Genomic DNA, 23922 nt, shown 5'->3' with positions numbered 1-23922 from the left:
TGCCGGGCCCTATGTCGGCTATGGCGGTGTATCAGATAAATCGCATCGCAGCCTTCGGCAGCTCCTACAGGTGTCGGTGTTCTCTTTACGGCCTGATCTCAATCATCGTGCCGTCCTTCACCAGACCCCACACTTCCCGCATGTCGTTGTTCTTCAGCGCGATGCAGCCGTTGGTCCAGTCCAGCGTGTGGAAGTACCACTCCGGGTATTCCTCATCCACTGGCGTGCCATGAATCATGATCATGCTGCCCGGTTTTACCCCTTCGCGTTTCGAGCGTTCGGTGTCCGCCGCGTTCGGGTAAGAGATGTGCATCGACAGGTTGTAATTGGTGCTGGTCTTGCGCCAGTCCAGCCAGTAGAACCCTTCAGGCGTGCGCTGGTCGCCTTCCTTGAGTTTTGTGCCCTTGGGTTGCTTGCCCAGGGAAATACGATACGTCTTGAGAGGTTCGCCGCCACTGATCAGTTGCAGTTGCCGCGCTGACTTGAGCACCAGCACCTTGTCGATTTTCTTGTCGGCAATGTTCTCAACGTTGATCACCTTTTCGCCGACGATCTTTTGCTCGCTGCCTTTGGGGACAATGGTCTGGGTGAACGAGGCCTGAGACAACGGCATGAAAGACAAGCACAAAGCAGCGAGCAACCAACGCATCGAAACGGTATCCCTGAAGCGGCGCCTGTAATGGGCTGGCCTGATTAAGTGTCTTGAATGGGCCGCGATGGCGGCAGGGCTTCGTTACGCACAGGGTAAGCCTGCTCACGACGATCAGCGAAGAAGCATTCTAGGGCACGCCGGACGGTCATGAAAGCCAGGTCCGACCACGGTATGTCCGCTTCATCGAACAGGCCGACTTCCAGGCTTTCAGTTCCCGCGGCGAATTCCGGTGTGGCCAGTTCTCCCCGGAAGAACACGTGGACCTGATTGATGTGCGCCACATCCACCAGCATGTACAGGTTCAGCTCGCCCGGTGTCGCACAGGCTTCCTCGTAGGTTTCCCGGCGAGCCGCCTGCTCCATGGTCTCGCCGTTTTCCATGAACCCGGCTGGCAAGGTCCAGAAACCCAGGCGCGGCTCGATGGCGCGACGGCAGAGCAAGACCTTGCCATCCCACACGGCCAGACAGCCCGCAACAATATTGGGGTTCTGATAGTGAATGGTCTGACAGTGTTCGCAGACAAAGCGCAGGCGACTATCGCCTTCGGGAACGCGCTGTATGACCGGTTTGCCGCATTGGCTGCAGAATTTCATGGACAGGTTCAATTGCTGAATTCAGTCGCTATCTTGGCGTGTGCCAAGGGTGATCGGCAAGCTGCGCTTTAGTCTTGTCCACATTGTCCTGCGAGGGCTTGGGCAGTTCGCCACTTTGGTGCATGATGCCGGGTAGGCAACAGATCGAGATTTCCCATGCTGGATGAGCTACTTCGCCGCGTAAGCAGTCATACGCCGAGCACCTTTGAGACGGATCGACTTTTCCCCGAAGCTGCGGTGTTGCTGCCGATTACCCGCAGCGACGAGCCGGAACTGATTCTGACGCTGCGTGCCAGCGGGCTGTCGACTCACGGTGGTGAAGTGGCCTTTCCTGGTGGTCGACGTGACCCGGAAGACACTGACCTGATCTTCACCGCGCTGCGCGAAGCCGAGGAAGAGATCGGTCTGCCGCCGGGGCTGGTTGAAGTGATCGGTCCGCTCAGTCCGTTGATCTCCAAGCACGGTATCAAGGTCACGCCTTATGTGGGGTTGATTCCTGACTTCGTCGAGTACCGCCCCAACGATGCCGAAATCGCCGCCGTGTTCAGTGTGCCGCTGGAGTTCTTTCGTCAGGACACCCGTGAGCATACCCACCGCATCGACTATCAAGGTCAAAGTTGGTACGTGCCCAGCTATCGTTATGGCGAGTTCAAAATCTGGGGGCTGACGGCAATCATGATCGTCGAGCTGATCAACGTGCTTTATGACAGCAAGATCAGCCTGCATCACCCGCCAGAACACTCCGTGATCTAAGCGCTGATCAAACGGGCCGCAGAGCCTTGAGGGTACAAATTCATGAAATATCGTCTGGGTGATTTTCGCGTCGAAACCCATCCACAAAGCTGGGTCGCGCCCAATGCTGTGCTGATCGGCAAGGTCAGGCTGGAGGCGGGGGCCAATGTCTGGTTCAACGCCGTGCTGCGCGGTGATAACGAGCTGATCCATATCGGCGAGAACAGTAATGTGCAGGACGGCACGGTCATGCACACTGATATGGGCTCGCCGCTGGAAATCGGCAAAGGCGTGACCATCGGCCACAACGCGATGCTGCATGGTTGCAGCGTCGACGATTACAGCCTGATTGGCATCAATGCTGTCATCCTTAACGGCGCGAAGATCGGCAAATACTGCATCATTGGCGCTAATTCACTGATCGGCGAAGGCAAGATTATCCCCGATGGCTCGCTGGTCATGGGTTCGCCGGGTAAAGTAGTGCGTGAACTCACTGATGTGCAGAAGAAAATGCTCGAAGCCAGCGCCGCACATTACGTCCACAACGCCCAGCGCTACGCTCGCGACTTGATACCCCAGGAAGATTGATGGAAGCCGAACGCCGCGTTGCATCCCCATGCGTCAGCATCTGCGCCCTGGATGACGATGATGTGTGCCTGGGTTGCCAGCGCACCGTGAAGGAAATCACCGACTGGCACGCCATGGACAACGACCAGCGCCGCGCTGTGCTCCGGCTGTGTCATGAGCGAGCCGAGACGAGTGGGCTTGTGTGGAAAATGTAATCGCGGAATCTCGCTCTTCCCGTGGGAGATTCTATGGTCGTCCCCAAGTTGATTGACGACGTGGGACCGGCTTTAGCCGGGAAAGCGGTATGTCTGCACCTATAAAATTCGGCGTCTGTCACGGCCCCTTCCCGGCTGAAGCCGGTCCCACGTCAGTGCTCCCACAGGTTGAATCTCATTTCAAATCAGCCAGCGCGTGCATCGGCTGATACCATTACTCATCTTCCCCGCCACATAAGCCTCGCCCCATGCTCTTTCTGATCGCCTACATCAGCAGTGTCGTGCTGATCAATTTCGCTTTTTCCGCTGCACCGCACCTGGATATCATCTGGTCTGCCTGGGGTGGGCTGGTGTTTGTGTTGCGGGACATGGTGCAAACCCGCTTCGGGCACGGTGCGATCCTGGCAATGCTGGCCGCTCTGGTGCTGTCGTATGTCACTTCCGACCCCACTATCGCGCTGGCCAGTGCCACGGCGTTTGCGGTATCCGAATGCATCGACTGGCTGGTGTTCACCATTACCAAGCGCCCACTGCGTGATCGTTTGTGGCTCAGCTCTGCGCTGAGTATTCCTGTGGATACCTTCATTTTTTTCGGCATGATCGATGCTCTGACCCCGCCCGTGATTATCACGGCGTTGGTGTCCAAGTTCGCTGGTGTCACGGCCGTCTGGCTGATCATGGCCTGGCGTGCGCGCAAGAATGCTTGTGCGGGCTGAGAATTACGGGCCTTCGTGGTAAATTGCGCGCCTTTCTCCACAGCGGTCGCTCGCACCTGACGCGGGCTGCCCTCGATATCTGCTCCACGAGGACCTGAGATGACTCAAATCGGAACTCCACTGTCGCCTGTCGCGACCCGCGTATTGCTCTGCGGTTGCGGCGAGCTGGGCAAGGAAGTCGTAATCGAACTGCAGCGCCTGGGCGTTGAAGTGATCGCTGTTGATCGTTATGCCAACGCGCCTGCCATGCAGGTTGCCCACCGCAGCCATGTGATCAACATGCTCGACGGTGCCGCGCTGCGTGCGGTGATCGAGGCCGAGAAGCCGCACTACATCGTGCCGGAGATCGAGGCTATTGCTACGGCAACACTGGTTGAGCTGGAGGCCGAAGGCTTCACGGTGATCCCGACTGCCCGTGCCACGCAATTGACCATGAACCGCGAAGGTATCCGTCGTCTGGCCGCTGAAGAGCTGGACCTGCCGACTTCGCCGTATCACTTTGCCGACACCTTCGAGGATTACAGCAAGGCTGTGCAGGACCTGGGCTTCCCTTGCGTGGTCAAGCCGGTGATGAGTTCGTCGGGCAAAGGCCAGAGCTTGCTGCGTACTGCCGATGACGTGCAGAAAGCCTGGGACTACGCCCAGGAAGGCGGTCGTGCCGGTAAAGGTCGCGTGATCATCGAAGGCTTCATCGACTTTGAATACGAAATCACTCTGCTGACCGTGCGCCACGCTGGCGGTACTACTTTCTGCGCGCCAGTGGGCCATCGTCAGGAGAAGGGCGACTATCAGGAATCCTGGCAGCCACAGGCGATGAGCCCGATTGCGCTGGCTGAATCCGAGCGCGTCGCCAAGGCGGTAACCGAAGCCCTGGGTGGTCGCGGTCTGTTTGGTGTTGAGCTGTTCATCAAAGGTGATCAGGTCTGGTTCAGCGAAGTCTCGCCGCGCCCGCATGATACGGGTCTGGTGACCCTGATCTCTCAGGATCTGTCGCAGTTTGCCTTGCACGCTCGCGCCATTCTGGGCCTGCCAATTCCGCAGATTCGCCAGTTCGGGCCATCGGCTTCGGCGGTGATTCTCGTGGAAGGCCAGTCCACGAATACCACTTTCGCCAACCTCGGTGAGGCGTTGAGCGAGCCGGATACTGCACTGCGTCTGTTCGGCAAGCCTGAAGTCAATGGCCAGCGCCGTATGGGCGTTGCCCTGGCTCGCGACGAGTCCATCGAAGCGGCGCGCGCCAAGGCGACCCGTTCTTCACGTGCTGTGAAAGTCCAGCTTTAACGCCGCGCTGCAGGAAATGGTGGATCATGTGGGAGCGGTGCTTGCCCGCGATAAGGCTGGATGCGGTTCACTTTAGATCGCGTTGTTACTATCGCGGGCAAGCACCGCTCCCACAGGATTGCATTCCAGCTTGATAATTGTGGGGGGCTAGAGTTCAGGCAATCTTATCCAGATCCGCCTCACGCGTTTCTTTCAGGCACAGCACGGCAATCACGCTGATCAACGCTGCTGCCGACACATACCCGCCGACCCAGCTCAGTCCACCCATTGCCACAAGTTTCTGGGCGAAGAAGGGTGCGACCGATGCGCCGACGATGCCTCCCAGGTTGTAGGCCGCTGACGCTCCGGTGTATCGAACCCGGGTCGGAAACAGTTCGGGTAGCATCGCGCCCATCGGGGCGAAGGTCACGCCCATCAGGAACAGCTCGATACACAGAAACAGCGCCACTGCCCATGTTGTGCCGTGGGTAAGCAGCGGCTCCATGGTGAAGCCGGAAAGGATCGCCAGTACGCCGCCGATGATCAGCACCGGACGACGTCCATAACGGTCGCTGGCCCATGCCGCCAGCGGGGTCGCTGCTGCCATGAACAACACGGCGAAGCACAGCAGGGCGAGGAAGGTCTCGCGGCTATAGCCGAGAGTCGATACGCCGTAGCTCAGGGAAAACACCGTTGAGATGTAGAACAGCGCATAACAGACCACCATCGACGCGGCACCCAGCAATACCGGCGCCCAGTATTGGCTGAACAGCTCCACTATCGGCATCTTCACCCGCTCGTGGCGGGCGATGGCGTTGGTGAAGACCGGGGTTTCTTCCAGCTTCAGTCGCACATAGAGCCCAACCATCACCAGTGCCGCGCTCAGCAGGAACGGGATTCTCCAGCCCCATGAGCGAAACTGTTCGTCATCCAGCGTCATGGCCAGTGTCAGGAACAGCCCGTTCGCGGCGAGGAAACCAATCGACGGGCCCAGTTGCGGGAACATGCCGAACCAGGCGCGTTTGCCTTTTGGGGCGTTCTCCGTGGCGAGCAAGGCTGCGCCGCCCCATTCACCACCCAGTCCCAATCCCTGGCCGAAACGCAATACGCACAACAGAATCGGTGCCCAGGCACCTATGGTCGCGTAGCCCGGCAGCACGCCGATCAACGTGGTGCACACGCCCATCAGCAGCAACGAAGCGACCAGCGTCGACTTGCGTCCGATGCGATCACCGAAATGGCCAAACAGCGCGGAGCCAAGCGGGCGGGCAAGGAAGGCGATACCGAAGGTCAGAAATGCCGACAGCATTTGTGCGGTGCCGGACGTTTGAGGGAAGAACACCGGGCCGATCACCAAAGCAGCGGCGGTGGCGTACACGTAGAAATCGTAGAACTCGATAGCAGTGCCAATGAAACTGGCAGTTGCGACGCGTGTGGCAGAGTTGGCCGGGCGAACCGGTGCGCTCTCATTTTCGTGGGCGGCAGAAGTCGTGGTCATGCGGGTCTTCCTGACAGTCAGAGTGCCTGTTGAAGATCATCAACAATGTCGATGTTCAACGGCATACATTAATTATTGTGGGTACAGCGCTGATCAGGTTAGCCCGGATAGGAGGCGAGAGGCGTTCAGGCTGGATGACTGGCCGATCAGGTGGGGTGCGGGTAGCACACGGATCGGCGGGCTGGGTAAGCGGCTCGATTATAGGAATCGCGCCGCTCGTATAACAAGAGGCCTGTAGAGGGGACTTCCAGCGAGTGGTCTCTGCGGAGTCAGCGAGTAGCCGGTTTCAGCCACATCATGACCTGTGTCACGCGGTTGTCTTCAGTTTCGAGAATTTCCAGGCGATAGGGCCCGATCTTCAGGCAGACAGCGCTTTCGGGAATGGTTTCCAGAGCTTCAGTCACCAGGCCATTGAGCGTCTTGGGGCCATCGGACGGTAGATGCCAACCCAGGCTCTTGTTCAGATCACGAATCGACGCGGCACCATCCACCAACAGACGACCGTCAGTCTGGGGATGAATGTGCGGATTGTTCAGGGTCTGCTCATTTTCGAATTCGCCGACGATTTCTTCCAGAATGTCTTCGAGGCTGACGATCCCAAGCACTTCGCCATACTCATCGACAACGACACCCATGCGGCGCTGTTGCTTGTGGAAGTTCAGCAGTTGCAGCTGAAGCGGAGTGCTCTCCGGAACGAAGTACGGCTCATAGCACGCGGCGACGATCTGTTCTTTGGTCAATTCGCCCTTGGGCAGCAGATGGCTGATCTGCCGGGTATTGAGCACGCCCTGAACCTGATTGATGTCATTGTGATAGACCGGCAGCCGGGTGTGACGCGAAATGATCAGGCGCTCGACGATCTGTTCGATGCTGTCGTCGAGATTGACGCCATCCACTTCGCTGCGCGGCACCAGAATGTCATTGACCGTGATGCTGTCCAGCGCATGGATGCCTGACAGTACGGGTGAGCGGCCGGGATGGTGTTCGTGAACGCCGTCATGATTGCCGTGCTGGCGTTCGTCATCTTTATCGGCCGCAATTGCCTGCTTGCTACGTGTGCCAAAAGGGCGGAGCAGGGTTCTGGCCATGCAGTTGAACAGCCAGGCCAGTGGCCAGAGGATGATCATCGGAATGCGCAACAGGCTGTTGGCCATGTGCACGATGGCTTCTGGATGACGGGCTGCCAGCCTGCGCGGGATCAGTTCGGCGAAGATCAGCGTGACGCTGGTGACGATTATCCAGGCCAGTGTCGGGCCGTTGTAATACCAGTAGTTCACCGACAGCAAGGTGACGATGACGGTGATCAATACTTTGATCAAGGTGTTGGCGAGGATCAGGCTGCCCAGCTGGAATTTCAGCTCGGGCCAGCTCGACGTGGGCAGGCGGTCGCCGCTGCGCAGCACTTTGAGGTGATGGTGGGCGGTTTCAATAGCCGTGAACAGGGCTGCCCAGAGAATCAACAGGGCTACGACACCGAGCATCGGCGCGATTGGCAAATTATCCATAATCAGCGAACCGTCAGATGTGCAGAATGAATTCGCGGACCAGCTTGCTGCCGAAATAGGCCAGCATCAGCAGGCAGAAGCCGCCCAGGGTCCAGCGGATAGCCTTGTGTCCACGCCAGCCGAGACGGTTACGACCCCACAGCAATACGCTGAACACCACCCAGGCCAGGCAGGCCAGCAGGGTTTTGTGCACCAGATGCTGTGCGAACAGGTTCTCGACGAACAGCCAGCCCGAAATCAGAGACAGCGTAAGCAGCGACCATCCGGCCCAGAGAAAACCAAAGAGCAGGCTTTCCATGGTTTGCAGTGGCGGGAAATTCTTGATCAGCCCGGAAGGGTGCTTGTGCTTGAGCTGATGATCCTGCACCAGCAGCAGCAAAGCCTGGACCACTGCGATAGTGAACATGCCGTAAGCCAGGATCGACAGCAGGATGTGGCTGAGAATGCCCGGTTCTTCAACGATGGGTTGCACGGTGCCGGCTGGCGCGAATTGCGCGAGCAGCACAGTCACCATCCCCAGTGGGAATAAAAGGACGAGCAGGTTTTCAACCGGGATGCGCACGGTCGCGAGCAGCGTCAGGGCGATCACCGCGGCGGCAATCAGGCTGGCGGCGCTGAAAAAGTCCAGGCCAAGCCCGACAGGGCGGATCAACTGGGAGAAAAGTCCGAAGGCGTGGGCAACAACGGCCAACGTACCGAGCAGGCAAAGCAGCCGTTTGTCGGCGCGTTTCGCCTGGCTGAGGCGGATGCCTTGATAGATTGTCGCAGCGGCATAAAGGCAGGCGGCGGCGAGGCTGGGTAGCAGGCTGGGTGGCAAAGGGAACATAAATCCTGATGGACGGGCCTCTAAAGGCGCTGAGTTTGGCATACAACCGTCATTTCACGAAAGACCACAGATGCAGACTCATGGTGTCCGTGCCGCAGAGTCTTCGCTATAATCCGCGACCTGCTCAAGCCGCAGGCTCGCCGAGCGCCATTTTATAACGGGCCGGGCCGCATCAACCGGGGTTCGCCAAGAGCCTGAAAGGATCGCGCATGTTTGAAAATCTGACAGACCGTCTCTCGCAGACGCTGCGCCATGTAACTGGCAAGGCCAAGCTGACCGAGGACAACATCAAAGACACCTTGCGCGAAGTGCGTATGGCTTTGCTCGAAGCCGACGTTGCCTTGCCGGTCGTCAAAGACTTCGTCAACAAGGTCAAGGAGCGCGCTGTCGGCACCGAAGTGTCGCGCAGCCTGACGCCGGGCCAGGCCTTTGTGAAGATCGTTCAGGCCGAGCTGGAAGACATGATGGGGGCGGCCAATGAAGAGCTGACCCTTAATGTCACGCCGCCTGCCGTGATTCTGATGGCGGGTCTGCAGGGTGCTGGTAAAACCACCACGGCTGGCAAACTGGCCAAGTTTCTCAAAGAGCGCAAGAAGAAGACCGTCATGGTTGTGTCGGCTGACGTATATCGTCCGGCGGCCATCAAGCAGCTTGAAACTCTGGCGGGCGACATCGGCGTTACCTTCTTCCCGTCCGACATCAGCCAGAAGCCGGTAGACATCGCTGAAGCGGCAATAAAGGAAGCGAAGCTCAAGTTCATCGACGTCGTCATTCTCGACACCGCAGGTCGTTTGCACATCGACGCGGAAATGATGGGCGAGATCCAGGCGCTGCACGCGGCGGTCAAACCTGCCGAGACGCTGTTTGTCGTGGACGCCATGACCGGTCAGGATGCTGCCAACACTGCCAAGGCGTTCGGCGATGCGCTACCGCTGACTGGCGTGATCCTGACCAAGGTTGACGGTGATGCCCGAGGCGGTGCGGCGTTGTCCGTACGCGCTATCACTGGCAAACCGATCAAGTTCATCGGTATGGGCGAGAAGAGCGACGCGCTCGAGCCGTTCCACCCGGATCGTATTGCCTCGCGAATCCTCGGCATGGGTGACGTGCTCAGCCTGATCGAGCAGGCCGAACAGACCCTCGACAAGGACAAGGCCGACAAACTGGCCAAAAAGCTGAAGAAGGGTAAAGGCTTCGACCTCGAAGACTTCCGCGATCAGCTGCAACAGATGAAAAACATGGGCGGCCTTGGCGGGCTCATGGACAAGCTGCCGAGCATCGGCGGTGTCAACCTGTCGCAAATGGGCAATGCCCAGGGCGTGGCAGAGAAACAGTTCAAGCAGATGGAAGCCATCATCAACTCGATGACCCCTGCTGAGCGTCGCGATCCTGAGCTGATCAGCGGCTCGCGCAAGCGCCGGATCGCGATGGGTTCGGGTACGCAGGTGCAGGATATCGGGCGTCTGATCAAGCAGCATAAGCAGATGCAGAAGATGATGAAGAAATTCTCCGCCAAAGGCGGAATGGCCAAAATGATGCGCGGCATGGGCGGAATGTTGCCCGGCGGCGGCATGCCAAAAATGTGATGTATCGCGCGCAGGAACCTCTGCGCGCATCCCACATGGGGGCTTGCCCCTACGTAAATCCCCGCTTTGCGGGTCTACACCAGCCGTCGGAAGCGACGGCTCCTTGGCAAATCTGGATGGCACAACAGCAGGTGCCGGAAAAAGACATTTGCAAAAGTCCGGATATTCCTTAGAATATGCGGCCTTTCGGGCACCTATGCCCGCTGTGCATCTTAGATTTGCAGCACCGACTACAGGAACGATGTTCAATGCTAACCATTCGTCTTGCCCTGGGCGGCTCCAAAAAGCGCCCGTTTTACCACCTGACTGTTACCGATAGCCGCAATGCGCGCGACGGTTCGCACAAGGAACAAATTGGCTTCTTCAACCCGGTTGCCCGTGGTCAGGAAGTTCGTTTGTCCGTGAACGAAGAGCGCGTTAACTACTGGCTGAGCGTGGGTGCACAAACATCCGAGCGCGTTGCCCAGTTGCTGAAAGAACACGCCAAGACCAAGGTCGCGGCCTGAGCAATATGAACGCGGCGCCAACGACTGCCGACGACTTGATCGTCATTGGCAAGATTTATTCGGTACATGGCGTTCGCGGCGAAGTGAAGGTCTTTTCCTTTACTGATCCGATTGGAAACCTGTTGGATTACAAAACCTGGACGCTTCGGCGCGAAGGCAGCGTTAAGCAGGTAGAGCTGGTCAGCGGACGCTTGCAAAACAAGTTCCTGGTCGCAAAGCTCAAAGGTCTCGATGACCGTGAAGAAGCTCGTCTTCTGGCCGGTTTTGAAATCTGTGTGCCGCGCAACCTGTTCCCTGATCTGACCGACGGCGAGTACTACTGGTACCAGCTGGAGGGTCTCAAGGTTATCGACCATCAAGGGCAATTGCTCGGGAAGATCGATCATCTGCTGGAGACGGGCTCGAATGATGTAATGGTGGTCAAGCCCTGCGCTGGCAGCCTGGATGATCGCGAACGTTTGTTGCCCTATACAGAGCAATGCGTGTTGGTGGTTGACCTGGAAGCTGGCGAGATGAAGGTGGAATGGGATTCGGACTTCTAAGCAATGGCTAGCCTGCGCATAGAAGTGATCAGTCTGTTTCCCGAGATGTTTTCCGCCATCAGCGATTACGGCATTACCAGCCGTGCGGTGAAACAAGGGCTGTTACAGCTGACTTGTTGGAATCCGCGGGACTACACCACGGATCGACATCACACTGTTGACGATCGCCCATTTGGCGGTGGTCCGGGCATGGTGATGAAGATCAAGCCTCTGGAAGATGCTCTGGTTCAGGCCAGGCAAGCAGCAGGGGATGCGGCGAAGGTGATTTACCTGTCGCCACAAGGCCGCCAACTGAATCAGTCTGCGGTACGCGAACTGGCGCAGGAGGAAGCGATTATCCTCATCGCCGGTCGTTATGAAGGCATTGACGAGCGTTTTATTGATGCTTATGTCGATGAAGAGTGGTCGATTGGTGACTATGTATTGTCTGGTGGCGAGCTGCCGGCAATGGTGCTTATCGATGCGGTTACGCGGCTGCTGCCTGGAGCTTTAGGGCATGCGGACTCTGCGGAGGAAGATTCCTTCACTGATGGTCTGCTGGATTGCCCGCATTACACCCGGCCGGAGGTGTATGCGGATCAGCGTGTTCCCGACGTGTTGCTAAGTGGCAATCACGCGCATATCCGGCGTTGGCGTTTACAGCAGTCCCTTGGGCGGACCTATGAACGACGCGCCGATCTTCTGGAAAGCCGCTCGCTTTCTGGAGAAGAGAAGAAGCTGCTCGCGGAATACATCCGCGAACGGGACGATAGTTAACGTATCGATGGTAGATCGGACGATTTACCTTAGGAGCACAGCATGACTAACAAAATCATCCTTGCACTCGAAGCAGAGCAGATGACCAAAGAGATCCCTACCTTTGCCCCGGGCGACACTGTTGTCGTTCAGGTGAAAGTGAAGGAAGGCGACCGCGCTCGTCTGCAGGCGTTCGAAGGCGTAGTAATTGCCAAGCGTAACCGTGGCGTGAACAGTGCTTTCACTGTTCGTAAAATCTCCAACGGTGTTGGCGTTGAGCGTACTTTCCAGACCTACAGCCCGCAAATCGACAGCCTGGCTGTGAAACGTCGCGGTGACGTTCGCAAAGCCAAACTGTACTACCTGCGTGACCTGTCCGGTAAAGCAGCGCGCATCAAGGAAAAACTGTCCTGAGTACAGTTTTCTGATGCAAAAAAAGCAGCCTACGGGCTGCTTTTTTGTGTCTGGGGTTTTATTGTCCTCAGTCAGTACCTCATGTAGCACTGCTCAAGCGCGAATAACTATGCCTGCCATCGATGACCCTCTGATCGACCGATTTCTCGATGCTCTCTGGCTGGAGAAAGGGCTTTCGGATAACACGCGCGATGCCTATCGCAGTGACCTTGCCCTGTTCAACGGCTGGTTGCAGGAACAAGGCCTGCAACTGATCAATGTCGGACGCTCGGCGATTCTTGATCACCTGGCCTGGCGAGTGGACAAGGCCTATAAGCCGCGCTCTACAGCCCGATTTCTCTCCGGTGCACGTGGCTTTTACCGCTATCTGCTGCGCGAAAAACTGATCCAGATCGATCCCACGTTGCAAGTGGACATGCCCCAGCTTGGCAGACCGCTGCCCAAATCATTGTCGGAAGCGGACGTTGACGCATTACTGGCTGCGCCTGATCTGAGCGAAGCTATCGGACAGCGGGATAAAGCCATGCTGGAAGTGCTTTATGCCTGTGGCTTGCGAGTAACCGAACTGATCAGTCTGACCCTGGAGCAGGTCAACCTGCGTCAAGGTGTGTTGCGAGTCATGGGCAAAGGCAGCAAAGAGCGTCTGGTGCCCATGGGTGAAGAAGCCATTGTCTGGATTGAGCGATACATGCGCGGTGCTCGTGATGAGCTGCTGGCGGGGCGTCCCAGTGATGTGTTGTTTCCCAGTCAGCGGGGCGAGCAAATGACTCGTCAGACCTTCTGGCACCGGATCAAGCATCAGGCCATGGTTGCGGGTATCAGCAAGTCACTGTCGCCTCATACATTGCGGCACGCTTTCGCAACCCACTTACTCAATCATGGCGCTGACTTGCGAGTGGTGCAGATGCTGTTGGGGCACAGTGACTTGTCCACGACACAAATCTATACCCATGTCGCCCGCGCCAGATTGCAGGACATGCATGCCAAACACCACCCTCGCGGCTGAGCGCAGTCACTGCAGGTTTAGGGGCAAGTCTTGCATCGTTCCGGCTAAGGTTTACGGCCCTAATGTGATAGTCTTTGCCGGTTTCGCAGATTGAAGCTGACGGGCGCTTTTTTTGCCCAAGCCAGTCTGCCCACCGCCCGAGGAGTTTTCATGCGCGTGACCACGATTATCGCCGCCGCAGCCGTTGCGTTGGCCAGTACCTTCAGCCTGTTCGCCCAGGCGGATGCGCCCGCCGACCAAGCCATTCGCAAGACCCTGGAGTCGCTCAAACTCGAGCTGCCGGTAGAAAGCATCGGGGCCAGCCCGTTGAGTGGTCTGTACGAAGTCAAGCTCAAGGGCGGCCGTGTACTGTATGCCAGTGCGGACGGCCAGTTCGTGATGCAGGGCTATCTGTTCCAGATTCAGGATGGCAAGCCGGTCAACCTGACCGAGAAGACCGAGCGTCTGGCTATCGCCAAGACCATCAATGGTATTCCGACCGCCGAAATGGTGGTGTACCCGGCCATTGGTGAAACCAAATCGCACATCACTGTGTTCACCGACACCACCTGCCCGTACTGCCACAAACTTCACGCTGAAGTGCCGCAGTTGAACAAGATGGGTATCGAAGTCCGTTACGTTGCTTTCCCGCGTCAAGGGCTGGGCTCGCCGGGCGACGAACAACTGCAGGCTGTCTGGTGCTCCAAGGATCGCAAGGCTGCCATGGACCGCATGGTCGATGGCAAGAACATCGAGGCGCCTAAATGCGCCAACCCTGTGACCAAACAATTTGAAATGGGCCAATCGATCGGTGTGAACGGCACACCGGCCATCGTTTTGGCTGACGGCCAGTTGATTCCGGGTTACCAACCCGCTGCACAAGTGGCCAAGCTGGCGCTCGGCGCCAAATAAGTCAGCGCGTCCCATGACCGTTGAGTAAATAGAGAGCCGTGTGTGATGCACGGCTGTTTTCCACGGTCGGTTCCAAGCCGGCCGTTTTACGGGGAGTTCATAGTGAATCCGGTCAAAGTAGGCATCTGTGGGCTGGGTACCGTCGGTGGCGGTACCTTCAACGTACTTAAGCGTAACGCCGAGGAAATTGCCCGCCGCGCGGGTCGTGGAATCGAAGTGGCACAAATTGCCCTGCGTACGCCAAACCCCAACTGCCAGATTACCGGTACACCGACCACCAGCGACGTCTTCGCGGTGGCAACCAACCCTGAAATCGATATCGTCATTGAACTGATCGGCGGCTATACCGTAGCCCGCGACCTGGTTCTCAAGGCCATTGAAAACGGCAAGCACGTAGTCACTGCCAACAAAGCGCTGATTGCCGTGCACGGTAACGAAATTTTCGCCAAGGCGCGTGAGAAGGGCGTGATCGTAGCGTTTGAAGCTGCGGTCGCCGGCGGTATCCCGGTCATCAAGGCAATTCGTGAAGGTCTGTCGGCCAACCGCATCAACTGGGTTGCCGGGATCATTAATGGCACCGGTAACTTCATCCTGACCGAAATGCGCGAGAAAGGCCGCGCCTTCCCAGACGTTCTGGCGGAAGCCCAGGCGCTGGGTTATGCCGAAGCCGATCCGACGTTCGATGTCGAAGGTATTGATGCTGCACACAAGCTGACCATTCTGGCGTCCATTGCCTTTGGTATCCCGTTGCAGTTTGACAAGGCCTACACCGAAGGCATCACCAAACTGACCACTGCCGACGTGAATTACGCCGAAGCGCTGGGTTATCGCATCAAGCACCTTGGCGTAGCGCGCAGCACGCCTGCCGGTATCGAGTTGCGCGTACACCCGACGCTGATTCCTGCTGACCGACTGATTGCCAACGTCAATGGCGTGATGAACGCGGTGATGGTCAATGGCGACGCTGCCGGTTCGACGCTGTTCTATGGCGCTGGCGCTGGCATGGAGCCTACTGCTTCTTCAGTGGTTGCCGATCTGGTGGATGTGGTGCGTGCGATGACCTCCGACCCGGAGAACCGCGTACCGCATCTGGCGTTCCAGCCTGACTCGTTGTCTGCTCACCCGATTCTGCCGATCGAAGCCTGCGAAAGCGCGTATTACCTGCGCATCCAGGCCAAGGATCATCCGGGCGTACTGGCCCAGGTGGCGAGCATTCTGTCGGAGCGCGGGATTAACATTGAGTCGATCATGCAGAAGGAAGTCGAAGAACATGACGGCCTGGTGCCGATGATTCTGTTGACCCATCGTGTGGTGGAGCAGCGCATGAATGACGCCATCGAGGCCCTGGAAGCGGTGCAGGACGTGGTTGGTCCAGTCGTCCGGATCCGCGTTGAACATCTCAATTAATTGAGAGCGGCAAGCTATAAGCGACAAGCTGCAAGTGAAAGCGGACTGCTTTTGACTTGCAGCTTGCAGCTTGAAACTTGAAGCTCAAACCGAAGGTTTGAATTTTATGCGCTACATCAGTACCCGCGGCCAGGCGCCGGCCCTGAATTTCGAAGACGTGCTGCTGACTGGTCTGGCCAGTGACGGCGGCCTGTACGTACCGGAAAACCTGCCGCGCTTTACCCAGGAAGAAATCGCTTCCTGGGCGGGCCTGCCTTATCACGAACTGGCCTTCAGGGTGATGCGTCCGTTCGTGACCGGCAGCATTCCGGATGCGGATTTCAAAAAAATCCTTGAGGAAACCTACGGCGTGTTTGCCCACAGTTCAGTGGCGCCATTGCGTCAGTTGAATGGCAACGAGTGGGTGCTGGAGCTGTTCCACGGCCCGACGCTGGCATTCAAAGACTTCGCACTGCAATTGCTGGGTCGTCTGCTGGATTACGTGCTGGCCAAGCGTGGCGAGCGTGTTGTGATCATCGGTGCAACATCTGGTGATACCGGCTCTGCGGCCATTGAAGGCTGCCGCAAGTGCGATAACGTCGACATCTTCATCCTGCACCCGCACAACCGGGTATCGGACGTTCAGCGCCGCCAGATGACGACCATCTTTGGCGACAACATCCATAACATCGCCGTGGAAGGCAACTTCGACGACTGCCAGGAAATGGTCAAGAACAGCTTTGCTGATCAGGGCTTTCTCAAGGGCACGCGTCTGGTCGCGGTCAACTCGATCAACTGGGCGCGGATCATGGCTCAGATCGTCTACTACTTCCACGCTTCGCTGCAGCTGGGTGGCCCGGCGCGTTCGGTGTCGTTCTCGGTGCCTACCGGCAACTTCGGCGATATTTTCGCGGGTTACCTTGCACGCAACATGGGGCTGCCGATCAATCAATTGATCGTCGCCACCAACCGCAACGACATTCTGCACCGCTTCATGAGCGGCAATCAGTATGTAAAAGAGACCTTGCACGCGACCCTGTCGCCATCCATGGACATCATGGTGTCGTCGAACTTCGAGCGTCTGCTGTTCGATATGCATGGCCGCAACGGTGCCACGCTCGCCGGTCTGATGGACAGCTTCAAGCAAGGCGGTGGTTTCAGCGTCGAAGAAGAGCGCTGGACCGAAACCCGCAAGCTGTTTGATTCGCTGGCCGTCAGCGATGCAGAAACCTGCGAGACCATTGCGGATGTTTTTGCGAAGACTGGCGAGGTTCTCGACCCGCACACGGCGATCGGTGTGAAGGCCGCCAGGGCCTGTCGTCGCAGCCTCGATACGCCGATGGTGATCCTTGGCACCGCGCATCCGGTCAAATTCCCGGAAGCAGTGGAGAAAGCTGGTGTAGGAAAAGCGCTAGAGCTACCTACACATTTGTCTGATTTGTTCGAGCGGGACGAACGTTGCACGGTTTTGCCTAATGACCTGAAAGCCATACAGGCCTTCGTTAGTCAGCATGGCAACCGGGGTAAACCGCTCTAACGGTATATCCGTGTAACAACTTAAGGCCCGCCCCCCAGCGGGCCTTACCATTTCTGCATGCCACACTTTGGGAGTTTTAGACACTTACGGATGAGTTAGTCGCTGTGAAAATTGCAAGCAAAGGGGGCGCCTTCGAAAGCAAGAACCTCGCTCCCATCAAAAGCACACTACGTGTGCTGTCACTATTCCTGGCTGTGTTGTTCGTTCAGCCCAGCCATGCTGAGCGGAGCCTGTCGTTCAGCCTTGTCGCCCCATTTATCGCTCTGGATCCACTGGTGTTGTCTGCCTCGGATCGTGAATGGCTCGATGATCGACCCGCGCTACGAGTCGGGGTTGCTACCGTCGACTATGAGCCGGTCGACATCACCAGCGATCGCAACCGGTATCAGGGCATCAGTGCTGATTATTTGAGTCTGATCGGCAGCAAGTTGAATGTCCGAATGCAGGTGCGCGGCTTCCCCAGACCCGAGGGCGCAATCAAAGCGCTGCGGGATGGCACCATCGATATCATCGCCACTGCCAATGATTTTGAGCGCGGTTTCGGCGATCTACGGTTATCGATGGGCTATATGAATGATCGTTCGGTCGTCGTCGCTCGCGGCAGAGGGCGAGGTCTGGAGGAGGCGCTCAAGGGTAACAAGGTTGTGGTCCTTGAGGGCTACATGGACCTTCTGGCTCTGCGAGCCGCCTACCCTGAGAGCGAAATCATCATTGCCCCCAGCCTCTTCAGTGCCATGGAGGCTGTCAGCCACGGAGAGGCGGACGCCTTCATTGGTAATGACGTTATTGTCCGCTCCTATATAGCATTGCGTCCCTATCTTGGATTACAGGTTCAGTTCGACAGTTTGCTGCCTCAGGACAGCTTTTCATTTGCTGTGCGCTCGGACCAGGGGCAATTACTGTCCCTGATCGATACTGCGCTGGCCAGTCTTGGGTCTGCGACTACTCGTGAAGTGCTGGGACGCTGGACACTCGGTTTGGGCACTGACGCCAGTAGCCAGCGCATTGCGCTAAGCCGTAGCGAAAAAAGCTGGATCGGCAGACACCCGGTGGTCACGGTCGCTTCTGAGCAGCATCCGCCCTATATCTACCGTGACAAGGACGGGCATTGGGTAGGGCTTAATGTCGATATATTGAATCGAATATCACGCATCACCGGTCTGCGGTTCATGCATGAAGAAGCCTCCAGCATTGAGCAGGCTTTCAACCTTCTGCGTAGCGGTCAGGCCCAGATGAATACGACGCTTGCAGAGACTACAGAGCGTCGGGAGCTGCTCGATTTCAGTTATTCGTTTGGCGGTAACAGCTGGGTATTTGTGTTGCGCGCAGGGGAGGCTTCTCTGCATTCACTGCGAGAACTGGCCGGGCGCACCCTGGCGTTGCCTGCCAGCCATGCTCTGGAAGGCATCATAAGGCGCGAACATCCACGTATAAATTTGATCCTGACGGCCAACTATGAAGAGGCCCGCAAACTCGTCGCTTCCGGGGATGCTGTGGCGACGATTCAGAACGAGGCAGGCGCTTATCTGGATCCGCGCGGCGTGCTGAAAATCGGCCGAAGTGTGGAGGGATGGTGGTCCCCTGACCGGATGTCGGTCATCAAGTCTCAGCCCGAACTGCTCAGTATCCTCAATAAAGCGCTGGAAGAGTTTCCGGTCGGTGAGATGCGCGCCATCCGCACGAAGTGGATGTCGTCTGTTGTGCAGCAGCCCGGCCTGTTGAGTCGGATTCCCGGCTGGGTGTATTGGGCGCTCAGCGTTGCGCTATCGCTGGGGCTGGTTTCGCTGATCTGGAGTAGCCGTCTCAAGGTTCAGATCCATCAGCGTCTCAAAGCCGAGGAGGCACTTAACGACCAATTGATCTTCAAGCATGCGCTGTTTGATGGAATACCCAATCCTGTATACGTCAGGGACCTGAAAGGGCGGTTGATCTCCTGTAATCGAAGCTATGAAGAAAGTCTGGGGATCAGCTTCGAACAGATGAATGGTCGACGCTTGATTGATGTGGAGCTGATACCTAAAGAGACCGCTGAGCAGTTGCACGGGGATTACATCAAGCTGCTGGAGACGCGTCAGCCCATTTTCGCTGACCGCAGTATGCGTCTGGGAGACAAGCAGATTGATGCCTTGCACTGGACGGTGCCTTTCTATCGCGCCGACGGCGAGGTTCAGGGGTTGCTGGGTGGCTGGATCGATATCAGCGAGCGCAAGCAACTGGAAACGCAACTGTGTGAAGCCAAGGAGCGAGCAAACGCAGTCAATGATGCGAAAAACCTCTTCATGACAGATGTAGGCCATAAGATGCGCAGAAATCTGGAAGTGATTGTCGGCTTGCTGGAGTTGGAGCTGGAGCATGCCCTGCACAAAGGGCAGACGCCTTCCAGCTCGGTGGAAGTCGCTCTAGGTTCCGCCCGGTCGCTTCTCGACATGATCGACGTTGGTGACGAGGCGGCATGATGCGTATTCGATCGACGTGGCGCTCAGAACGGGCCGATGGTTTTTTCTCTGTCATGTTCGACAGGCATGCTCGAGCGGCGACATCGTTAAACCATCGAAACTTTCCAGCGATGCCGATGGTCATTGATAAGCACCTTTGCATTCAAATTGTTGAGTGGTGATCCGGATGGAAAATATCAGCTTACTGCTAAGTGAAGCGCTGGCACCTTACCAGGCCGAACTTGGGCCTGTTGGACCGCTGGGTGAGCGCCTGGTGTCTATCAAGGATGCAGCCGGTGCAGTGGTAATCGAACGCACATTCACCGCAGCGCATTTGTGTGACAAACGCCAGCTGACGGATGTAGTGGATGGCTTGCGTCGTGATTTGATGGTTGCCGAAGGGCGTATCGAGCCTTGTGTGATTGCGGCAATGCGCAACGCAGCCCTTGCTCGTCCGTTCATCCCGGCGCCCGGCTTTGTTTGAAGTGATCTGGAACCTTACGGTCCATTGGCGCTCTGACTAATTACGGCAGGTTCAGACACTGTGCTCCGGTGGCTCAACCTGTTCGTACTGGTCCCGAATGGACCACGGTTTACCCCGAGTAGTCTCCCCGCTGCTCGGGGTTTCTTTTTTCAAGCCCGCTGAATTATGTTTTTACATGCCCGGTCTGGCAAAGAACGCTTTGGCGTCTTCCAGATATTCCTCACGTTTGGGGGACGGCAGCCACTGCGCATAGAACCCCACCAGCTTCGTCTCACGTAGCACCCGCATCTCGCGATTGATGATTTCCATGGCTTGCCGCCCCTGGGCGGTGTTCGAGCAGCCAATATGCGTGAACTGGTATTTGGGAACGCCCTTTACAGGCAAGAACACCAGGTCCTGTTCGGGTATTCCTTGCTGGCGTGCTTGATACAGGGCTTCCGGCCAATAGCTGATCAGACCTTGCAGGCGTCCCAGGCGCTCCATCTGCAACAGGCTGCCCACGGCATCGCCACCGTAATGCATGCTTAATTCGTCGTCCGCAACCTTGCTCAGAATCTGATCAATCACCAGCCCGTAGCTGCGCTCCGCAACGACGCCTATCTTGACGGTCTTGTTTTTCAGCGCAGCCTCCAGATCGATCACACCCCGATCCACATAAGGGGTGAATTGGGTCATGTCCTGTTGGCGCACGATCAGACCGTTGCTGAATGTCGCAAAGGTCGGAATCGAAAATACGATGCTTTTGGCCCGCTCCTGCGTCCAGAGCAAGGTGGGGTCGCACGCGAACACGCCGTCCTTGAGCATTTGCATCCCGCGAGCTCGATTGACTCGCATCGGCAGATGATCATATTCAGGCATCCGGGCGATGAGTAATGGCATCAGCTTGTCGACAGCGCCTTTCCCTTCAGCAGGGCCGGAAAAAATCGTCGAGGGGGGCAAGTCCCGTAGCAGCCATATCAGTGTGTCCTTGGCATGGCTGATGCCCGGCAGAACCATGAGACCCAATAGGGCGAGGCAGCTGACCAGGGCCGGTCTGGCGGGATGCGAGTTGCGATCAGGCATCGCGGATGTCGTCCCCGGGAAATGGCTGGAGTATGGGTGTCAGATGACACGCAGGAGGATAGACGCTCTAAGTCGGGCGTGCCGTGCAGTATCACTCATAACCCGTCGCCAGGAGTATCGGGCTTTGCCTGACATCCCTTAAGGTATTTGGCCCTGTGAAACACTCCCCCAGATCATCAACCAGGGCAAACATCTTGGTCAATCGACCGGTCGGGTCGTTCAATGAGCCTGCATCGGGTAGACTTGCCGCCTTTCCCCGTATCTAGAAGCCCGTACATGGCCCAGCCGTCCACGACCTACAAATTCGAACTCAACCTTACCGATCTTGATCGTGGGGTTTACGAAACCGTCAAACAGACCATTGCCCGCCATCCTTCGGAAACCGAGGAGCGCATGACTGTTCGCCTGTTGGCTTATGCCTTCTGGTACAACGAGCAGCTGTCGTTTGGCCGTGGCCTCTCGGACGTGGACGAGCCTGCCCTGTGGGAAAAAAGTCTTGATGATCGTGTCCTGCACTGGATCGAAGTTGGCCAGCCTGACGCGGATCGCCTGACCTGGTGTTCGCGCCGCACCGAACGTACCAGCCTGCTGGCCTACGGCAGTCTGCGCGTCTGGGAAGGGAAGGTCATTCCTGCCATCAAGAACCTGAAAAACGTCAACGTTGCCGCTGTTCCGCAAGAAGTACTCGAAGTACTGGCCAAGGACATGCCGCGGGTCATCAAGTGGGACGTGATGATCAGCGAAGGGACTGTCTTCGTCACGGACGATCGTGGTCAGCACGAAGTCCAGTTGCAATGGCTTACCGGCGAGCGCGGCTGAGGTCGTTCCGGTCTCGACGTTTCCTGTAGGAGCACACGAGCGCCGCAAGGCCGCGATAGCGGTATATCAGACAGGACGCCATCGCTGCCTCGCGGTGCTCGTGAGCTCCTAAAGAAAAGCATTTCAAGTCAGTCAGTTATTCCAAACCTGGTCGGAATCAAAAAAAACGCATGCGCATCGAACCTCGTCTCCTGCCGCAAACCCTGCCTTTTCTCGGTGATCTGCCGCCGCTGCTGACGCGACTGTATGCCGCTCGGGGCGTGCTGTCAGAGGCCGAACTCGACAAGAGCCTGGCTCGGCTGATTCCCTATCAGCAACTCAAGGGCATCGATGCGGCGGTAGATCTGTTGGTCACGGCCCTGAACGAACGCCAGCGGATCCTCATCGTCGGCGATTTCGATGCTGACGGCGCTACAGCAAGCACCGTGGGCGTGCTGGGGCTGAGGCTGCTGGGGGCCGCACATGTCGATTATCTGGTACCCAATCGCTTCGAGTACGGTTACGGGCTGACCCCGGAAATTGTCGCCGTTGCGCTGGAACGCGAGCCGCAATTGCTGATGACTGTCGATAACGGCATCTCCAGCGTTGAAGGCGTTGCCGCAGCCAAGGCCGCTGGTTTGCAGGTGCTGGTCACCGATCACCACTTGCCGGGTCATGAACTGCCTGCCGCCGACGCCATCGTCAATCCCAATCAGCCCGGCTGCACGTTTCCCAGCAAGGCTCTGGCGGGCGTCGGGGTTATTTTCTATGTGCTGATGGCGTTGCGTGCGCGGCTGCGGGACAGCGGCTGGTTCGAGGCTAACCAGCGTGCGCAACCGAACCTGGGCGAATTACTGGATCTGGTCGCCTTGGGCAGCGTCGCCGACGTGGTGCCGCTGGATACCAACAATCGCATTCTGGTGCACCAGGGCTTGCTGCGTATTCGCGCAGGGCGTGCGCGACCAGGCCTCAAAGCGATTCTTGAAGTCGCACGTCGTGATCATAAGCGCATCACTTCCACCGATCTGGGTTTCATCCTTGGCCCGCGCTTGAACGCAGCGGGGCGTCTGGATGACATGAGTCTGGGGATCGAGTGCCTGCTCTGTGAGGACGAAACCCTGGCCCGTGAAATGGCCGTGCAACTGGATGAGCTCAATCAGGACCGCAAATCCATTGAGCAGGGCATGCAGCGTGAGGCGCTGGCCCAGCTCAAGGACTTGCCGCTGGAGTCGATGCCGTTCGGCCTTTGTCTGTTCGAACCGGACTGGCATCAGGGGGTGATCGGCATCCTCGCGTCGCGCATGAAAGAGCGTTATCACCGCCCGACCATCGCGTTCGCCAGCGCTGGCGAGGGCATGCTCAAGGGCTCGGCTCGCTCGGTACCCGGTTTCCACATTCGTGACGCACTGGACGCTGTAGCTGCACAGCATCCCGAGCTGATCAGCAAGTTTGGCGGCCACGCCATGGCGGCGGGGTTGTCATTGCCGGAGGAGAACTTCCCGGCGTTCGCCGAAGCTTTCGATGTAGAAGTGCGGCGCCAGTTGAATGAAGAGGACCTGACCGGCCGTCTGTTGTCCGACGGCGCATTGGCGGTCGAAGAGTTTCACCTGGAACTGGCGCGCGCACTGCGCAACGCAGGTCCGTGGGGGCAGCACTTTCCCGAGCCGTTGTTTCATGGTGTTTTCCAGTTAGTAGAGCAACGGGTGGTGGGCGAGCGTCATCTGAAGATGGTGCTCAAGAGCGAATGCGGCAGCGTGAAGCTGGATGCCATCGCATTCGGTGTTGACCGTGATGTCTGGCCAAACCCGAACATTCGTTGGGTCGAACTGGCCTATAAACTGGATCTCAACGAGTTTCGTGGCAATGAAACCGTACAACTGATGGTGGCGCACATCGCGCCACGCTAGCGCACACAGCAGGAACCCTCAAAGCTATTGGATTGTCGACTAGGCTTCAGGCACGTTTTTTATCGCGTG

At 57.5% G+C, this 23922-nt stretch carries 22 protein-coding genes and 2 pseudogenes; 18 read left to right on the top strand and 6 right to left on the bottom strand.

Annotation, left to right across the window (positions count from 1 at the left end; translation table 11 throughout):
- Positions 1-85: 85 nt before the first annotated feature.
- A pseudogene (locus H8S59_RS13110) lies at positions 86-505 on the bottom strand (L,D-transpeptidase family protein); the annotation flags it as partial.
- Between the two features lie 188 nt (positions 506-693).
- Entirely contained in the window at positions 694-1245 is a 552-nt protein-coding gene (locus H8S59_RS13105) for an NUDIX hydrolase (RefSeq protein ID WP_187521676.1), read from the bottom strand.
- A 156-nt stretch (positions 1246-1401) separates the two neighbouring features.
- Here H8S59_RS13105 and H8S59_RS13100 point away from each other — a divergent pair, with 156 nt between their 5' ends.
- The 5 genes from H8S59_RS13100 (at position 1402) to purT (ending at position 4756) form a co-directional block, all read left to right on the top strand.
- Complete coding sequence (locus H8S59_RS13100; RefSeq protein WP_095094346.1) at positions 1402-1998, top strand: CoA pyrophosphatase; 597 nt, start codon at positions 1402-1404, stop codon at positions 1996-1998.
- Positions 1999-2040: 42 nt separating this feature from the next.
- Positions 2041-2565: a gamma carbonic anhydrase family protein gene (locus H8S59_RS13095; protein ID WP_187521675.1), complete on the top strand. Its 525-nt coding sequence runs from the start codon at positions 2041-2043 to the stop codon at positions 2563-2565.
- Positions 2565-2759, top strand: coding sequence for a DUF1289 domain-containing protein (locus H8S59_RS13090; RefSeq protein ID WP_425504576.1), 195 nt, complete (start codon positions 2565-2567; stop codon positions 2757-2759). The genes H8S59_RS13095 and H8S59_RS13090 overlap by 1 nt, the downstream gene beginning before the upstream one ends.
- Before the next feature lie 248 nt (positions 2760-3007).
- Complete coding sequence (locus H8S59_RS13085) at positions 3008-3475, top strand: VUT family protein (RefSeq protein ID WP_187521673.1); 468 nt, start codon at positions 3008-3010, stop codon at positions 3473-3475.
- Positions 3476-3574: 99 nt separating this feature from the next.
- Complete coding sequence (purT, locus tag H8S59_RS13080) at positions 3575-4756, top strand: formate-dependent phosphoribosylglycinamide formyltransferase (RefSeq protein WP_187521672.1); 1182 nt, start codon at positions 3575-3577, stop codon at positions 4754-4756.
- A gap of 154 nt (positions 4757-4910) precedes the next feature.
- Here purT and H8S59_RS13075 read toward each other — a convergent pair whose 3' ends face one another.
- The 3 genes from H8S59_RS13075 to H8S59_RS13065 all read right to left on the bottom strand — a co-directional run bounded on the left by H8S59_RS13075 (position 4911) and on the right by H8S59_RS13065 (position 8564).
- On the bottom strand, positions 4911-6233 hold the full coding sequence (locus H8S59_RS13075) for an MFS transporter (RefSeq protein WP_187521671.1): 1323 nt from the start codon (positions 6231-6233) through the stop codon (positions 4911-4913).
- Between the two features lie 269 nt (positions 6234-6502).
- Positions 6503-7738: an HlyC/CorC family transporter gene (locus H8S59_RS13070; RefSeq protein WP_187521670.1), complete on the bottom strand. Its 1236-nt coding sequence runs from the start codon at positions 7736-7738 to the stop codon at positions 6503-6505.
- Positions 7739-7751: 13 nt separating this feature from the next.
- Positions 7752-8564, bottom strand: coding sequence for a cytochrome C assembly family protein (locus tag H8S59_RS13065; RefSeq protein ID WP_095094358.1), 813 nt, complete (start codon positions 8562-8564; stop codon positions 7752-7754).
- Positions 8565-8773: 209 nt separating this feature from the next.
- On the opposite strand from H8S59_RS13065, the gene ffh reads away from it, so the two are divergent.
- From ffh to H8S59_RS13010, 11 genes and pseudogenes are all read left to right on the top strand, one after another.
- Positions 8774-10150 carry a signal recognition particle protein gene (gene ffh / locus H8S59_RS13060; protein ID WP_027902601.1) on the top strand — a complete coding sequence of 459 codons (1377 nt, stop codon included), beginning with the start codon at positions 8774-8776 and terminating at the stop codon, positions 10148-10150.
- A 248-nt stretch (positions 10151-10398) separates the two neighbouring features.
- The gene (gene rpsP / locus H8S59_RS13055; protein WP_027902602.1) at positions 10399-10656 is read left to right on the top strand and encodes a 30S ribosomal protein S16; all 258 of its coding nucleotides are present in this window, start codon (positions 10399-10401) and stop codon (positions 10654-10656) included.
- A gap of 5 nt (positions 10657-10661) precedes the next feature.
- A complete protein-coding gene (gene rimM / locus H8S59_RS13050) occupies positions 10662-11198 on the top strand; it encodes a ribosome maturation factor RimM (protein WP_095094360.1) in 537 nt (178 codons plus the stop codon).
- A 3-nt stretch (positions 11199-11201) separates the two neighbouring features.
- Positions 11202-11954 (top strand): tRNA (guanosine(37)-N1)-methyltransferase TrmD, encoded by a 753-nt coding sequence (gene trmD / locus H8S59_RS13045; protein ID WP_095094362.1) that lies wholly within the window; start codon positions 11202-11204, stop codon positions 11952-11954.
- Positions 11955-11996: 42 nt separating this feature from the next.
- The gene (gene rplS, locus H8S59_RS13040; RefSeq protein ID WP_027902605.1) at positions 11997-12347 is read left to right on the top strand and encodes a 50S ribosomal protein L19; all 351 of its coding nucleotides are present in this window, start codon (positions 11997-11999) and stop codon (positions 12345-12347) included.
- A gap of 109 nt (positions 12348-12456) precedes the next feature.
- The gene (gene xerD, locus H8S59_RS13035; RefSeq protein WP_087264524.1) at positions 12457-13353 is read left to right on the top strand and encodes a site-specific tyrosine recombinase XerD; all 897 of its coding nucleotides are present in this window, start codon (positions 12457-12459) and stop codon (positions 13351-13353) included.
- 150 nt (positions 13354-13503) lie between these two features.
- Positions 13504-14244 (top strand): DsbC family protein, encoded by a 741-nt coding sequence (locus H8S59_RS13030; protein ID WP_095094364.1) that lies wholly within the window; start codon positions 13504-13506, stop codon positions 14242-14244.
- A 102-nt stretch (positions 14245-14346) separates the two neighbouring features.
- On the top strand, positions 14347-15651 hold the full coding sequence (locus H8S59_RS13025) for a homoserine dehydrogenase (RefSeq protein WP_187521669.1): 1305 nt from the start codon (positions 14347-14349) through the stop codon (positions 15649-15651).
- Between the two features lie 106 nt (positions 15652-15757).
- Positions 15758-17167 (top strand): threonine synthase, encoded by a 1410-nt coding sequence (thrC, locus tag H8S59_RS13020; protein ID WP_095094366.1) that lies wholly within the window; start codon positions 15758-15760, stop codon positions 17165-17167.
- Between the two features lie 173 nt (positions 17168-17340).
- Positions 17341-19599: pseudogene (locus tag H8S59_RS13015) on the top strand (transporter substrate-binding domain-containing protein); the annotation flags it as partial.
- 190 nt (positions 19600-19789) lie between these two features.
- A complete protein-coding gene (locus H8S59_RS13010) occupies positions 19790-20086 on the top strand; it encodes a DUF3509 domain-containing protein (protein ID WP_095094368.1) in 297 nt (98 codons plus the stop codon).
- A 171-nt stretch (positions 20087-20257) separates the two neighbouring features.
- Here the strand turns inward: H8S59_RS13010 and H8S59_RS13005 are convergent, their stop codons facing one another.
- Positions 20258-21148, bottom strand: coding sequence for a TIGR02285 family protein (locus H8S59_RS13005; protein WP_425504575.1), 891 nt, complete (start codon positions 21146-21148; stop codon positions 20258-20260).
- Between the two features lie 276 nt (positions 21149-21424).
- Between H8S59_RS13005 and H8S59_RS13000 the strand changes: the two genes are divergently transcribed.
- Together H8S59_RS13000 and recJ are read left to right on the top strand one after the other, a co-directional pair.
- Complete coding sequence (locus H8S59_RS13000) at positions 21425-21967, top strand: YaeQ family protein (protein WP_095094370.1); 543 nt, start codon at positions 21425-21427, stop codon at positions 21965-21967.
- A 170-nt stretch (positions 21968-22137) separates the two neighbouring features.
- Entirely contained in the window at positions 22138-23853 is a 1716-nt protein-coding gene (recJ, locus tag H8S59_RS12995) for a single-stranded-DNA-specific exonuclease RecJ (protein ID WP_099267655.1), read from the top strand.
- Positions 23854-23922 lie beyond the last annotated feature (69 nt).

Source organism: Pseudomonas folii (genome assembly GCF_014357575.1).
In the GTDB taxonomy this organism is placed as follows: domain Bacteria; phylum Pseudomonadota; class Gammaproteobacteria; order Pseudomonadales; family Pseudomonadaceae; genus Aquipseudomonas; species Aquipseudomonas folii.
This window is presented reverse-complemented; position numbering and strand designations above follow the sequence as displayed.